This window comes from Amycolatopsis sp. NBC_01307 (genome assembly GCF_035975215.1).
In the GTDB taxonomy this organism is placed as follows: domain Bacteria; phylum Actinomycetota; class Actinomycetes; order Mycobacteriales; family Pseudonocardiaceae; genus Amycolatopsis.
This window is the reverse complement of sequence record NZ_CP108403.1, coordinates 7,387,233-7,399,867: the sequence shown is the minus strand read 5'-3', so window position 1 is coordinate 7,399,867 and position 12,635 is coordinate 7,387,233. Positions and strand designations below refer to the sequence as shown.

Sequence of the window (12,635 nt, the reverse complement as noted above, 5' to 3'; positions counted from 1 at the left end):
CAGCGAGTGTGACGCAGCACACATTCGGGTGAGAACCGGGGGCGATCTTCCGGCGTCTTCCCCGGTGTGAGGATGAAGCCACTGGAGGACGCCGACGAGGAGCACCTCGTCCGGCGCACGGCCAAGGGCGACCGCGCGGCGTTCGAGGAGCTCTACCGCCGCACGTCGCCCTGGCTGGCCGTGCGCCTGCGCCGCCGGTGCGCGGACGAGCAGGTCGTCGCCGAGGTCATGCAGGAGACGTACCTGGCCGTCTGGCGCGCGGCGGGCTCGTTCGCGGGGTCCGCGGCCGGCGGTTCCGCGGTCGGCTGGGTGTGGATCATCGCCGCCCGGCGGCTGGTCGACGCGTTCCGCCGGCGGGCGCACCACGCGCAGCCGCCGCCGGTGATGGCGCTCGACGTCGCGCCGGTGCCCGGGGCCGAGGAAGAAGCGCTGGCGGCCGCGGTCGGGGACGAGGTCGGCGACGCGCTGCGCGACCTCGCGCCCGAGCTGCGGGCCGTGCTGCAGGCGATGGTGCTCGACGGGCTGACCGTCCGCGAGACCGCCGTCCTGCTCGGGCTGCCGGAAGGCACCGTCAAGACCCGGGCCCGGCGGGCGCGGATCGCGATGCGGGAGGCACTGTCATGAAGCATCCGTCGGACGAGCTCATCGCCGGCTACACGGCGGGCGACGACCTCCCCGGTGACCAGCTCTGGGGCGTCGAGGCGCACCTCGAGACGTGTGCGGTGTGCCGGGCGCGGCTGGCCGTGCTGCGGCCCGCGCAGCCGGTGGTGGACCTCGTCTGGTCGCGGCTCGCGGTGGACATCGAGCTGTCGGGCACGCCCGCGCACCCACAGCCGCAGCCGAAAGCGCACCCGCGGCGGCGGTGGCTGTTCACCTGGACCACCCCGGTGATGGTGCCGTGGCTGGCGATGATCGTGCTGCTCACGCTGCTCGTGGTGGCGTTCGACCGGATCTGGCCCACGACGTTCGACACGACGGCGGTGCAGCTGCTCGCGCCGCTGCTGCCGGTGCTCGGCGTCGCGGCGTCGTGGGCGCGCGGGCTCGATCCGGCGTACGAGGTCGTCGTCGCGACCCCGCGGGCCGGGCTGTACCTGATCGCGCGGCGGACGGTGGCGGTGCTCGTCGTCGTCCTGCCGGTGCTCGGCTTCGCGGGCTGGCTGACCGGCACCGGCTTGGCCCTCTGGCTGGTGCCGAGCCTGGCCTTCACCACCGGCACGCTCGCGCTGGGCGGGCTGATCGGGGTCACCCGCGCGGCCGGCGTGCTCGGCGCGGTGTGGGTCACGGCGGTGGTGCTGCCGAGCGTGGTGGCGCACCAGCAGACAGTTGTGCTCAGTGCCGGCGCGGTGCCGGTGTGGGCGGGGATCTTCGCGCTGACGACGGTGGTCGTCGCCCTGCACAAGGGCGCGTTCACCCGGCTCGGCGTCGGCGACTAGGGAGGAAGACATGCGTGCTGTCGGGGCCGCCGAGATCGCGCCAACGGCCTACGCCTGGGAAATCCAGGCGGAAGGGCTGAAGGTGCGGGTCGGCAGGCGGAAAATGGCGGTGGACGGGCTGGACCTGTCCCTCGGCAAGGGGGTGCACGGCTTGCTCGGGCCGAACGGCGCGGGCAAGACGACGCTGATCCGGGCACTGGCGACGGTGCTGCGGCCGGCGGAAGGCCGGCTGACGCTGCTCGGCGCGCCGGCCGGGGGGCACGCCGGGCAGCGCGGCCTGCGCCGCCGGATCGGTTACCTGCCCCAGGACTTCGGCTACTACAAGCGGTTCACGGTCCGCGAGTTCGTCGAATACCTGGCGTGGCTCAAGGAAATGCCGAAGGCGGACATCCCGGGCGCGGTGCAGCGCGCGATCGAGCGCGTCGGGCTGGCCGACCGCGCCGGCGACCGGATGAAGACGCTGTCCGGCGGCATGGTGCGCCGCGTCGGGATCGCGCAGGCGATCGTCAACGACCCGGACATCCTGCTGCTCGACGAGCCGACGGCCGGCCTGGACCCGGCCCAGCGCGTCCGGTTCCGCGAGCTCGTCCAGGAGCTGGGCCAGGACTCGTGCGTGCTGATCTCGACGCACCTGGTCGAAGACGTCGGCACGGCGTGTTCCGACGTCGTGCTCTTCGCCGAGGGCAAGCTGGTCTTCCAGGGGACGCCGGGCGAGCTGGCCGCGGCGGGGACCCCGGACCACGTCGGTGACAGCCCGATCGAGCGCGGTTATTCGGCGCTGCTGAACCACGAGCACGGCAAGGGGGCGTGGTGATGGTCTTCCGCATCGAACTGCGGCGCTCCATCGCGCCCTGGGCCGGGCTGGCGCTCGTCGTGATCGCGCTCGGGTTCCTGTTCCTGCTGTCCGGCCCGTGGTGGAAGGTGCCCGCGCCGTGGACGGCGAACACGACGACCACCGCGTTGTGGCTGCGGTTCCTCATGGTGTTCCTGTGGCCGGTCGCCGTCGGCGCCGGGGCGATCCAGGGCATGCGCGACAGCCGCTCCGGCATGGTCGAACTGCTGTCCACGACGTCCCGGCCGGGGTGGCACCGGACGCTGCGGCTGGCCGGGGCGGTGGGGGTGCTGTGCGCGCTCGGGTTCGTGCTGGTGTTCGGCGTCGGCCTGGCCGAGGTGCTGGGGCACGGCGGGTTCGTTTCCGTGAGCTTCCTGCCGGTCCTGTTCGTCGGCCTGCTCGCCATCGTGGCCGGGAGCTGGGTCGGCCTGGCGGTCGGGCGGCTGCTGCCGCACCCGCTGACCGCGCCCGCGCTGGCCGTGCTGACCCTGGTGGTGTCGGTGCTGGTCTGGGCGGCGGGCTTGCTTTCCTACAGCCGGCTCGGGCTGCTGACGCCGACCTTCGACGAGCCGCAGGGCGCGCTGGTGACGACGTCGACCTCGGTGGACCTCGGGCAGACGGCGTGGTTCCTCGGGCTCGCCCTGACGGGCTTCCTCTTGCTGGCGGCGAACTCCGCGCGGGCCCGGGTCCTCGGCCTGCTGCCGGTGGTGGCCGGAGCGGCGATCGCCCTGCCCGTCTTCCCGGCCTCCGCCGACGGGCTCATGGCCGCCGACAGCATCGCCGCGCAGAAGCTCTGCGACGGGCCGATCTGCGTCAGCCGGGCGCACGAGGACAGGCTGGCCGCGCTGGCCGGGCCGGGCCGCGAAGCGCTGGCGCTGCTGGCGAAGCTGCCCGGCGCGCCCACCCGGATCGAGGAGCAGACGGCGCCGACCTCCGTCGCCGACCGGCCCGCTCGCGATTCCGGCGTCGTCTACCTGGACTTCCAGCTCGACGACGACCTGCTCACGGCCGACGCGAGCACCCTGCGGCTCGCGGTGCTGTCCGGGGCCGGGCTGCCCGGGTGCATGCCACCGAGCTACGGCGACGTGCCCGACATGGGCGGCCGCATGATCGCGGCGGCGTACTTCACCGGCGAGCTGAAGCTGCTGCCCGAGTACGGCGGCAGCTGGCTCCGCCACGAGTCCGGCCGGATCGAGCAGGTGTGGCAGAAGTTCCGCGCGCTGCCGGCGGACGTGCAGTTCGCCCGGGTGGCCGCACTGCGCCAGGTGCTGCTGACCTGCAACGGTGACCCGATCGACACGCTCGTGCCGGGGGCGCTGCGATGAGGTGGGCGATCCTCTACGCCCGGTCGAGGCAGCTCCCGGCGGCGTTCGCGGCGCTGCTGGTGGCCACGTTCGGCCTGTGGTTCCTGGGCCGCGACTCTTGGGGCACCCTGCTGGTGGTGCTGACGCTGGCGGCCGGGATCGCGGTGGCGGCGATCGGCCTGAGCGGCCAGGACCCGGATCTCGACCGCACCGCGGCCCTCCCGTGGCCGGTCCGGCGGTTCGCCCACCTGGCCCTGATCGGCGTCGCGACGGGCGCGCTGGTGCTGGGGGTGCAGCACCTGGGCACGCCGATTGTCGACTTGTCGATCATAGTCCGCGACGCGGCGGGCTTGGCGGGCTTGGCCGGCCTCGCGGCCACGGCGGCGGGCGGCCAGTTCGGCTGGACGCTCCCGCTGGCCTGGTGCGCGATCGCCCCGTTCGTCCCGGACGACGACTCGACCGGCGCCCGCATCACCGCGTGGATGCTGCAACCCCCGGCCACCACGGCGGCGACGTGGACGGCGGCGGTACTGGCGGTAACGGGAGCGGCGACCTACGCGGCCTGGGGCGGCCGCCGGTAGCCACGGACTGGACCGGTTGGAGTGGGCGCCGGGTGACGACGGCGGCAGGCGCCGTCCGTGCGGCGCGACCGGCCGGGGCGGTGAACATCCGGTGCCGGCTCAACCGGAACCCGCGTCTCGGCGTGGATGCTGCGCCCGCCGGGTACCGCGGCGGCCACATCGGAGGAAGCCATGCTGCGCGTGTTGTTCGATGTCGAAGATCTGGCCCGGACCCGGTTCGCCACCGCCGGCGATCAGGCGAGCTGGCTTCGGGCGGGGATCGGTGAGCTGCTCAACGCGCTGCACCCGCGGGTCCGGTGGCAGGCTCCGGTCCTGTCGATCCGTGACCTTCCGGACCACGCCGTCCGGCTCGGTGGGCGGGGACTGCTCGTCGACTCCACCGCGCGCCGGTTGCGGTTCGTCCCCGAGGCGGCGCAACCGGTGCTCTACTGCCCGGCGGCGCCGCCGGTGAAGCGGTGCCCGGCCGACGCGTTGAGCGACGTGCTGGGCCGGACCCGCGCCGAGATCCTCCGGCTCCTCGGAGACGGCGAACGCTCCACCGCCGAGCTGGCGGAGGCGACGCGGATCAGCCCGTCGCGGGCCTCCCAGTGCGCGACGGCCCTTCGCGCGGCCGGTCTGGTCGCCACGCGGCGGACCGGGCGGTCGGTGCGCCACGGACTCACCGGGCACGGCCATCGTGTGCTGCGCGGCTGACCGTCCACAGTGGAACAATTTCGGGATGCGCAAAACCCTGGGGTCTCCCCGGAATCCGCCACTAGCCTCCCGGAGTCCGGCACGGTGCCGGGCGTGGGGAGGATTTCCATGCGGGTCATCAGGTCAGTGGTCGCGTTGGCGGCGGTCGTGGCGGCGATGTTCGGCTCGGCGGCCGTGGCCGACGCGGCGGTGACGACGCCGTGGCGGATCGAGTACGGCGCCAGTGTGGCCGCGGGAACCATCGGGTGGACCGACGGCCGTTCGGCGACGGTGTCCGGCACGATCCACGCGGTCAGCGGCTACCGCGAGGTCTGCGTCTGGGGTGTCAACGGCACCTCCACCAGCCCCGTCGAGTGCGACGCGACGTTCCCCGGGGTCGACGCGCCCTTCTCGGAAGTCCTCACCATCAACCAGGTCGGCGGCGTCCAGGTGATCTACATCCACCTGTCCGACCAGTACGACCACGACTTCGGTCAGCTCCGCTGCACCCGGGCCGGGTGCGTGCACCAGTGACCGGCGGCGGTGCGGGCACCCCCAGCGCCCGCACCGGCGCCGACGTCAGACGTTGCGGATGTTCGTCTCCAGCTCCAGCGGCTCCCGGTCCCAGTCCTCGACGCCGAAGGCGAGGATGCGGGCCGGGTGGATGCGGATCACCGCGTCGTCGAAGTGGTTGTCCGGAAGGCTGACGCCCACCAGTGCTTCCGCGCGGCCGCGGATCTCCAGGCAGCGGACCCGCCACGGGTTCGTCGACGGGAGGTCGTCGACGACGAACGCGACCTGGTCGTTCGTCGCGATGTTGCGGAACTTCTTGCTGGTGCGCAGGTTGTGCCCGGTGACGTCGACGGTCTTCTCGTCCGGGTTGTAGCGGAAGCCGACCGGGTTGACCTGGAGCTTGCCGTCGGGCTGGGCCGTGGCCAGGCGGCCGAGGGGCTGGTCAGCGAGGTACGCGAGCTCTGCTTCGGTGAACATGCGTCCAGCATTCAACTTCAAGCGAGCTTGAAGTCAAGCCCGGTGTCAGGCGAAGACGCCGTCGGCGAACACGAGCTTCGTGAACCGCTCGCCGATCCGGCGGTGCGCCGCCGCGTCCGGGTGCAGGTTGTCCGGCAGCGGGAACTCCGCGAAGTCCGCTTCGCCGTACAACGCGCGGCCGTCGAGGTAGTGCAGCCGGGCGTCCTGCCGGGCCGCCACGATCCGCTCCAGTTCGGCGCGGATGACCTCCAGCGTTAGCTTGCCCGCCGCCGTCTCGGCGGGGTCGCCGGTGGCCCGGAACCGCACCTCGCCCGCGGCCAGCGCCTCGTGGTCGAAGTCGCCGGGGCCCGGCGTCCGCTCGTGGATCGGGCAGAGGATCGGCGAGACGACCAGCAGCGGTGTGTCCGGGTGGCCGTCGCGGATGGTGTCGAGGAACCCGTGCACGGCCGGGCCGAACGCCCGCAGCCGCATCAGGTCGGCGTTGACGACGTTGATGCCGAGCTTGACGCTGATCAGGTCGGCCGGGGTGTCGCGCAGCGCGCGGGCGGTGAACGGGTCGAGCAGCGCGTTGCCGCTGAACCCGAGGTTCACCAGGTCGACACCGGCCGCGGTGGCGGCGAGCGCGGGCCACGTCCCGGACGGCGTCGCCGCGTTCGAGCCGTGGCTGATCGAGCTGCCGTGGTGCAGCCAGACCCGGCCGCGGGCCGGCCCGGTCTCGACCGGCGCGTCGGTGCGCAAGGCCACCAGCTCGGTGATCTCGTTGTGCGGCAACCAGATCTCGACGTCCTTGAGGCTGTCGCCGAGGCCGGCGAACCGGACGCGGCCGGTCGGGCCGTCGGCGCGCGACCCGGCGCCGGTGCGCGGATCGACGGTCAGCGTGCTGCCGCCCTCGACGACGCCCGACTGCGCGAGGCGGCCGTCGACGAGCAGGTCGTAGACGCCGTCCGGGCGCGGCGGGGCACCCGCGTACACCAGCTTCGTGGGCCGGGTTTCCAGCTCGACGACGTCGGCGCGGGTCCGGAACCGCAGCCGCACGCCCGCGGGCTGCGCCTCGGCCATGGCCAGGCGCGGGTCGGTGTTCTGGGCTCGTGCGCGGGCGGGCAGCCGGTGCGGGACCAGGCCGAGTTCGGTGGGCTCCAGTTCGAGCGCGCCGCGAACCAGCGAGGCGGTGAGGGCGGTGGTGATCATGTCTGCGGCCAATCGCGGAGAAGGGTGTCGAGTACGGCGAGAATCCGGGTCCAGGACTCCTGGGAGGCGGGGGAGCTGTGGTCGAAGCCGCCCTGGGATTCCAGGTCGACGTAGCCGTGGAAGACGCTGCCCAGCAACCGGACGGCGTGCGTCTCGTCCGGCCCGGTGAGGTCGTAACCCCGCAGGATCGCGCGCATCATCTGCGAGTGCCGGACCCCGGCACTCGCGGCGGCGGTTTCCGGATCGAGCCGGAACCGCGCCGCGGCGTACCGCCCGGGGTGCTCCCGGGCGTAGTCGCGGTAGACGTCGGCGAAGGCCACGAGCGCGTCGCGCCCCGCCCGCCCGGCCAGCGCGGCGGCGGCCCGGTCGGCGAGCTCCTCCAGCGCGAGCAGGGCGATCTTCGTCCGCAGGTCGTGGGCGTTCTTGACGTGCGAATAGAGGCTCGCGACCTTGACGTCGAACCGTCGCGCCAGCTCCGACGGTGTCACCTGCTCGAAGCCGGCCTCGTCGGCCAGTTCCGCCCCGGCACGCACGACGCGTTCCGTGGTCAACCCAGCACGAACCATGACTACACTCCCTTTTGCCTAAAGCGAGTGTAGATCAGCCTAAAGGCTTTAGGCAAACAGGGCGTCGCCCCAGGAGCCGGTCGGCGAAACGCCCGGCGGGACGGCGAAGTGCGCCGAACCCGTGTGCTGGACGTACTCCATCATCGCGTCCTTCGACGAGAGCGCCTGCTGCATCGGGACGTACTGCTTGCGCGTGTCCCGGTTGAACGCCAGGAAGAACAGCCCGGCCTCCAGGTGCCCGACGCCGTCCGAGCCGTCGACGAAGTTGTAACCACGGCGCAGGATCCGGGTCCCGTTGAGCGCCTGGTGCGACGCGAGCCGGACGTGGGCGTCCTCGGCGATCAGCTTCTCGCCGCCCGCGCCGCCGACGTCGAGGTCGATCTCGTCGAACTCGTTTTGCTGGCCCAGGGCCGCGCCGACGCCCTTCGTGCGGCCGATGATCTGCTGCTGGCCGTCGAGGGTCTCGCGGTCCCACGTCTCGATGTGCATCCGGATCCGGCGCGCCACCAGGTAGCTGCCGCCCGCCATCCAGGCCTGCCCGTCGGCCGGCGTGGCCCACACCTGGTCGCGCAGGAAGTCGGTGTCCTCGGACTTGATGTTGTTCGTGCCGTCCTTGAACCCGAACAGGTTCCGCGGTGTCTGCTGCGCCCGCGACGTCGACGAGCTGCGGCCGAAGCCGAGCTGCGACCAGCGGACCTCGGTGACGCCGAAGCCGAGCCGCACCAGGTTGCGCACGGCGTGCACGGCGACCTGCGGGTCGTCCGCGCACGCCTGGATGCACAGGTCGCCGCCGCTGCGGGTGGGGTCGAGCTTGTCCTTCGGGAACAGCGGCAGGTCGATCAGCTGTGGCGGCCGCTTCGCCTGCAACCCGAAGCGGCCGTCGAACAGCGACGGCCCGAAGCCGATGGTCAGCGTCAGGTGCGACGCCGGCAGGTCGAGGGCCTCGCCGGTGTCGCCCGGCGGGGCGAACTCGCCGCCGCCGACCGCGCCGTTCGCGACGACCTCCTGGCCCGCCGTCATCCGGCGGGCCGCGTCGGTCCACGTCTTGAGCAGCTGCCGCAGCTTCTCGCGGTCGGTGGTCGTCACGTCCAGGGCGGCGAAGTGCAGGTTCGCCTGGGCCGGCGTGACGATCCCGGTCTGGTGCTCGCCGTGGAAGTCGACGGTGGTCACCGACGCCTCGGCGTTGCTGCTGGTCGCCTTGTCGATCCCGATGCCCGCCGCGGCTCCGGCCCCGGCGAGCGCGACACCCGCTCCCGCCAGGCCGAAGAGCTTCCGACGGGAGACGCGGGTGCCGTCTTCGGTCACTTGGAAACAACCTCCGCAACCTTGCTCAGCGGCTCGCTCAGCGCGTCGACGGCACTGGCGAACGCCTTGATCTCGTCCTGCGACAGCTGGTCGTACAGCTTGTAGCCGTCACCGACGCGGGTCTTGTCGAGCAGGCCCTGCACGTTCGCGAACTCCTTGTCCAAAGTGGACACGAGGGCGGCGTCCCGCTCCTGCAGCAGCGGCCGCAGCGAGGCGATCGCGCCCTTCGAGCCGTCCACGTTGGCCTGGAAGTCCCACAGGTCCGTGTGCGAGAAGGTCTCCTCCTCGCCGGTGATCTTGCCGGTGGCGACCTCGTCGAGCAGGCCCTTCGCGCCGTTCGCCAGGTCGAGCGCGGTCAGCTCGAGGGTCTTCGTCTTCGAGACCAGGTCCTTGACGTCGGTGAGCAGCTTGTCCGCGATCTGCGGGCTGTCCGGCTTGAGGCCGGTCACGTAGAGGTCCTTCTCCAGCCGGTGGAACCCGGTGAACTGCTGGTTCGGCTCGAGGTCGGCCTCGCGCACGTCGATGGCCGGGTCCAGGTCGCCGAACTTCTCGGCCACCGGCTCGATGCGCTCGTAGTAGACGCGGGTGGTCGCGTACGCGGCCTTCGCCTCGTCGACCTTGCCGGTCTTGACGAGGTCGACGAACTTGCCCGTCTGCTCCTCCAGCGCGGCGGTGTTGTTCGCGACGTAGTCGGCGTAGCTCTTGGTGGCCGCGGCCTTCTGCGCGTTGGCGTCGGCCTGTTTCGGCGCGCCGCCGGTGATGGTGAAGTCGCCGCGGATGCCGTTGCCGGCCATGCCCGGCTTGCACGCGGTCTGGTACTTGCCCGCGTCGGACGCCTCGACGATCAGCCGCCGGTTGAGGCCGGGGGCGATGTTCTCGACCTCGCCGATGATCCGGTCGCCCTCGGCGTAGAGGTAGAACTCGGTGACCTTGGCGCCCTTGTTGGTGATCTCGAAGGTGACGTTGCCCGCGGCGGCGGTGTTGACGGAGACGTTGCACGCGGTGTCCGAGGCCTCGACCTTGATCGGGCCGCCGGCCGCGCCGGTCTGGGCCGCGTCGCCGCTGCTGCCCTGGCCGTCGCACGCGGCGAGCGTCACCAGCGCGGCGGCGCCGGCCACCAGGGCCAGCGGGGTTCTGTGGGTCTTGCGCACGGTCACTCCTTCGGGGCGGCCGCGGCGGCGGGCGCCGGCGCGGTCTTCTTGCTGGGCTTGAGGAACAGGGGCAGCACGATGACGACGTAGGCGACCCACGCGATGGCCTGCAGCACGGTCGTCGCTTGCGAGTAGTTGAGGATGCCCTTGAGCAGGGCGCCGTACCAGGACGTCTCCGGCAGCACGTTCGACGCGTCGAAGGCGAGGGTGTTGATGCCGGGCAGGAACGCGGCCTCCTGGAGGTCGTGCAGGCCGTAGCCGAGCACGCCGGCGGCGACGAACACCAGCAGCACGCCGGTGATCGTGAAGAACTTCGAGAGGTTGAACCGGACGGCGCCGCGGTAGAGCAGCCAGGCCAGCACGACCGCGGCGAGGATGCCGATGGCGAAGCCGATCAGCGGCTGCGAGGTGTCCGACTGCGCGGTCTGGACGGCGGAGTAGAAGAACACGGCGGTTTCGAGGCCCTCGCGGCCGACGGCGAGGAACGACAGCAGCAGCACGGCCATCGGGCCGACGTCCAGCGCGTCGTCCATCTTCCCGCGCAGCTCGGCGGCGATGCTCTTGGACGCCTTGCGCATCCAGAAGATCATCGCCGTGACGAACACGACGGCGACGATCGACAGGCTCCCGCCGAGCAGCTCCTGGTGCTCGAACGAGAGCTGGGCGGTCGTGTAGGTCAGGACCGCGCCGACGGCGATCGACAGCAGCACCGCCGCGCCGACGCCGGGCCACACCCAGCGCAGCGCGTGACGTCGCTCGGTCTTGACCAGGAAGGCCACGAGGATGCTGACGACGAGCGCAGCCTCCAGGCCTTCGCGTAGCCCGATCAGCGCGCTCGAGAACAACACCGGTCCACCTCCTCGTTCTTCTGGTCCCGTGAAGTTTTTAGGTAAGGCTCACCTGTAAGTCCAGCGAGCGCACGTCTCGGGAAGCCCGAAGAACCGGGCAAATGGGACCGAGGGTGGAAGTTAGGTTAGGGTAACCGCAGGTCAGCGCACTGCGCGTCGACTCGATAACAAAATCTGTGACGTCGCTGGCAGCGGACCTGTTTTTACCCTGCGTTTGCCTGGTCAGGCGTCCGTGGTCCCTCTTGAGTGGCTCCGTAACCTGATCGGGTGGCCGAAACCGCTCAGCCGACCGTCACGCCTCCGGACTCGCCGCCCTCGGGTGGTCCACCGCGGCGCTATCTCGGCCGGGCGGCGCTCGCGGTGGGTCTGGTGCTCACCGGAGTGGTCCTCGTGCTCACCATCGGTGTCCGGAACCCGGACGCGCCGGGGCCCCCGCCGCCGGCCCAGCCGGCGCTCGCCATCCCGGTGCAGCGCCCGCAGCCCGGCGCGGAGTCGCCGCGGGCCGGGCTCGCCGCGCCGGTCGACCGGCCGCAGGTGTCCGACCAGGCCGAGCTGGACGCGTGGTCGGCGCGCGTCGCGGACAAGACGCACATCCCGGCGCGCGTGGTTTCGGCGTACGGCCGGGCGGAGATGTGGATGCAGCGCCAGAAGCCGACGTGCCACCTGTCGTGGGCGACGCTCGCGGGCATCGGCCGGGTCGAGGCCGAGCGCGGGAAGTTCGACCTCTCGGCGATCCGGCCGGACGGCCGCGTCGTCATGCCGGTGGTCGGCCCGCCGCTGGACGGCTCGCCCGGCGTCCCGGCGGTGCACGACACCGACGGCGGCAAGCTCGACGGCGACAAGTCGTGGGACCACCTGATCGGCCCGCTGCAGTTCCCGCCGGCGACGTGGAAGAAGTACCAGGAGCGCGCCAACGGCGACGGCGGTACGCCGGACCCCCAGAACGTCGACGACGCGGCCTTCACGGCGGCGCGCTACCTGTGCTCGGGCGGCGACGACCTGGGCACCCCGGCCGGCTGGTGGCGGGCGGTGCTGTTCTACAACCCGGCCGTGACGTACGGCCAGGACGTCTTCAGCGCGGCGGACGCCTACGCGGAGGCGAGCGTCGCGCCGTGAGGCTCACAGCTCGCGGTCGGCGAACAACGGCGTGACGGCCGTCAGCACGAGCAGCAGCACTCCGGCGTAGGCACCCAACGTGGCGAAGATCCCCATTTTCGTTCCCTCCTGGTTCCTTGCGGTCTGGAACCAGCTTCGCCCGCGGCGGGGGGTTCGCGGATCGGCCGAGGGGCCCGGAGAGATCGGCCGAAAGTACGGTCCTCCGGCCCTGGTGCCCCGTCCTTCGGGGGAGGTGCTCAGTCGCGCAGCGCGATGTGCGCCTTGACCTCGCTGATCGCTTCCAGGTACTCCGGCACCGGGTTCATCGCCGAGGCCATCCGCATCTGCGCCAGTGCCTCGACGAACCGGCCGAGGCGCTGGAGGGTGCGGCCCAGGATGAAGCGGGCGTAGTGGTCCGTCGGATCCAGCTCCAGCACCCGCGTGAACGCCTGCTCGGCGCGCCGCAACTGGGCGGAGTGGAAGTAGGCGCGCCCGGCCAGCAGGTGCACCGACGGTTTGTCCGTCTCGGATTCCAGGAGCGGTTGCAACGCCTTCAGCGCGTCGAGCGGGCGACGGCGGCCGACGAGGTCTTCGGCCTGGCGGAAGGCATGGAACCGCGACTCCTCGGGAGGCTGCGAAGCAGCTGCGGCGTCCGTCATGGTCACTCCGA

General features: G+C 72.0%; 15 protein-coding genes. 8 read left to right on the top strand and 7 right to left on the bottom strand.

Going from position 1 to position 12,635, the window contains the following annotated elements:
• Nucleotides 1-72 precede the first annotated feature (72 nt).
• The 7 genes from OG439_RS32120 (at nucleotide 73) to OG439_RS32090 (ending at nucleotide 5,356) form a co-directional block, all read left to right on the top strand.
• Nucleotides 73-624, top strand: a complete 552-nt coding sequence (locus OG439_RS32120; RefSeq protein WP_247057895.1) for an RNA polymerase sigma factor — start codon at nucleotides 73-75, stop codon at nucleotides 622-624.
• Nucleotides 621-1,433 (top strand): zf-HC2 domain-containing protein, encoded by an 813-nt coding sequence (locus OG439_RS32115; RefSeq protein ID WP_326944456.1) that lies wholly within the window; start codon nucleotides 621-623, stop codon nucleotides 1,431-1,433. The genes OG439_RS32120 and OG439_RS32115 overlap by 4 nt, the downstream gene beginning before the upstream one ends.
• 10 nt (nucleotides 1,434-1,443) lie before the next feature.
• Nucleotides 1,444-2,247, top strand: coding sequence for an ABC transporter ATP-binding protein (locus OG439_RS32110; RefSeq protein ID WP_326944455.1), 804 nt, complete (start codon nucleotides 1,444-1,446; stop codon nucleotides 2,245-2,247).
• Complete coding sequence (locus tag OG439_RS32105; protein ID WP_326944454.1) at nucleotides 2,247-3,590, top strand: hypothetical protein; 1,344 nt, start codon at nucleotides 2,247-2,249, stop codon at nucleotides 3,588-3,590. Before OG439_RS32110 ends, OG439_RS32105 begins: the two co-directional genes overlap by 1 nt.
• Nucleotides 3,587-4,150 carry a hypothetical protein gene (locus OG439_RS32100; RefSeq protein ID WP_326944453.1) on the top strand — a complete coding sequence of 188 codons (564 nt, stop codon included), beginning with the start codon at nucleotides 3,587-3,589 and terminating at the stop codon, nucleotides 4,148-4,150. The genes OG439_RS32105 and OG439_RS32100 overlap by 4 nt, the downstream gene beginning before the upstream one ends.
• 171 nt (nucleotides 4,151-4,321) lie before the next feature.
• Nucleotides 4,322-4,843, top strand: a complete 522-nt coding sequence (locus OG439_RS32095) for an ArsR/SmtB family transcription factor (RefSeq protein WP_326944452.1) — start codon at nucleotides 4,322-4,324, stop codon at nucleotides 4,841-4,843.
• Between the two features lie 108 nt (nucleotides 4,844-4,951).
• On the top strand, nucleotides 4,952-5,356 hold the full coding sequence (locus OG439_RS32090; RefSeq protein ID WP_326944451.1) for a hypothetical protein: 405 nt from the start codon (nucleotides 4,952-4,954) through the stop codon (nucleotides 5,354-5,356).
• A gap of 45 nt (nucleotides 5,357-5,401) precedes the next feature.
• Here the strand turns inward: OG439_RS32090 and OG439_RS32085 are convergent, their stop codons facing one another.
• Genes OG439_RS32085 through efeU form a run of 6 tightly spaced genes read right to left on the bottom strand, consistent with a single transcriptional unit; the run spans nucleotide 5,402 to nucleotide 10,870 of the window.
• Nucleotides 5,402-5,812: a PPOX class F420-dependent oxidoreductase gene (locus tag OG439_RS32085; protein ID WP_247057880.1), complete on the bottom strand. Its 411-nt coding sequence runs from the start codon at nucleotides 5,810-5,812 to the stop codon at nucleotides 5,402-5,404.
• A 45-nt stretch (nucleotides 5,813-5,857) separates the two neighbouring features.
• Entirely contained in the window at nucleotides 5,858-7,000 is a 1,143-nt protein-coding gene (locus OG439_RS32080) for a GDSL-type esterase/lipase family protein (RefSeq protein ID WP_326944450.1), read from the bottom strand.
• Nucleotides 6,997-7,566, bottom strand: a complete 570-nt coding sequence (locus OG439_RS32075; RefSeq protein WP_326944449.1) for a TetR/AcrR family transcriptional regulator — start codon at nucleotides 7,564-7,566, stop codon at nucleotides 6,997-6,999. Before OG439_RS32075 ends, OG439_RS32080 begins: the two co-directional genes overlap by 4 nt.
• Nucleotides 7,567-7,614: 48 nt before the next feature.
• Nucleotides 7,615-8,871 (bottom strand): iron uptake transporter deferrochelatase/peroxidase subunit, encoded by a 1,257-nt coding sequence (gene efeB, locus OG439_RS32070; RefSeq protein WP_326944448.1) that lies wholly within the window; start codon nucleotides 8,869-8,871, stop codon nucleotides 7,615-7,617.
• Nucleotides 8,868-10,028 (bottom strand): iron uptake system protein EfeO, encoded by a 1,161-nt coding sequence (efeO, locus tag OG439_RS32065; RefSeq protein WP_326944447.1) that lies wholly within the window; start codon nucleotides 10,026-10,028, stop codon nucleotides 8,868-8,870. The genes efeB and efeO overlap by 4 nt, the downstream gene beginning before the upstream one ends.
• On the bottom strand, nucleotides 10,025-10,870 hold the full coding sequence (gene efeU / locus OG439_RS32060; RefSeq protein ID WP_326944446.1) for an iron uptake transporter permease EfeU: 846 nt from the start codon (nucleotides 10,868-10,870) through the stop codon (nucleotides 10,025-10,027). The genes efeO and efeU overlap by 4 nt, the downstream gene beginning before the upstream one ends.
• Before the next feature lie 369 nt (nucleotides 10,871-11,239).
• On the opposite strand from efeU, the gene OG439_RS32055 reads away from it, so the two are divergent.
• A complete protein-coding gene (locus OG439_RS32055; protein WP_326951664.1) occupies nucleotides 11,240-11,986 on the top strand; it encodes a murein transglycosylase in 747 nt (248 codons plus the stop codon).
• Nucleotides 11,987-12,222: 236 nt separating this feature from the next.
• On the opposite strand, the gene OG439_RS32050 is transcribed toward OG439_RS32055, so the two are convergent.
• Complete coding sequence (locus OG439_RS32050) at nucleotides 12,223-12,624, bottom strand: tetratricopeptide repeat protein (RefSeq protein WP_247057868.1); 402 nt, start codon at nucleotides 12,622-12,624, stop codon at nucleotides 12,223-12,225.
• Nucleotides 12,625-12,635: the final 11 nt, after the last annotated feature.

Coding starts and splice junctions, on each gene's coding strand:
- OG439_RS32100 (WP_326944453.1), top strand. CDS start 3,587: ATGAGGTGGGCGATCCTCTACGCCCGGTCGAGGCAGCTCCCGGCGGCG.
- OG439_RS32075 (WP_326944449.1), bottom strand. CDS start 7,566: ATGGTTCGTGCTGGGTTGACCACGGAACGCGTCGTGCGTGCCGGGGCG.
- OG439_RS32120 (WP_247057895.1), top strand. CDS start 73: ATGAAGCCACTGGAGGACGCCGACGAGGAGCACCTCGTCCGGCGCACG.
- OG439_RS32095 (WP_326944452.1), top strand. CDS start 4,322: ATGCTGCGCGTGTTGTTCGATGTCGAAGATCTGGCCCGGACCCGGTTC.
- OG439_RS32080 (WP_326944450.1), bottom strand. CDS start 7,000: ATGATCACCACCGCCCTCACCGCCTCGCTGGTTCGCGGCGCGCTCGAA.
- OG439_RS32115 (WP_326944456.1), top strand. CDS start 621: ATGAAGCATCCGTCGGACGAGCTCATCGCCGGCTACACGGCGGGCGAC.
- OG439_RS32110 (WP_326944455.1), top strand. CDS start 1,444: ATGCGTGCTGTCGGGGCCGCCGAGATCGCGCCAACGGCCTACGCCTGG.
- OG439_RS32050 (WP_247057868.1), bottom strand. CDS start 12,624: ATGACGGACGCCGCAGCTGCTTCGCAGCCTCCCGAGGAGTCGCGGTTC.
- OG439_RS32085 (WP_247057880.1), bottom strand. CDS start 5,812: ATGTTCACCGAAGCAGAGCTCGCGTACCTCGCTGACCAGCCCCTCGGC.
- OG439_RS32090 (WP_326944451.1), top strand. CDS start 4,952: ATGCGGGTCATCAGGTCAGTGGTCGCGTTGGCGGCGGTCGTGGCGGCG.
- OG439_RS32105 (WP_326944454.1), top strand. CDS start 2,247: ATGGTCTTCCGCATCGAACTGCGGCGCTCCATCGCGCCCTGGGCCGGG.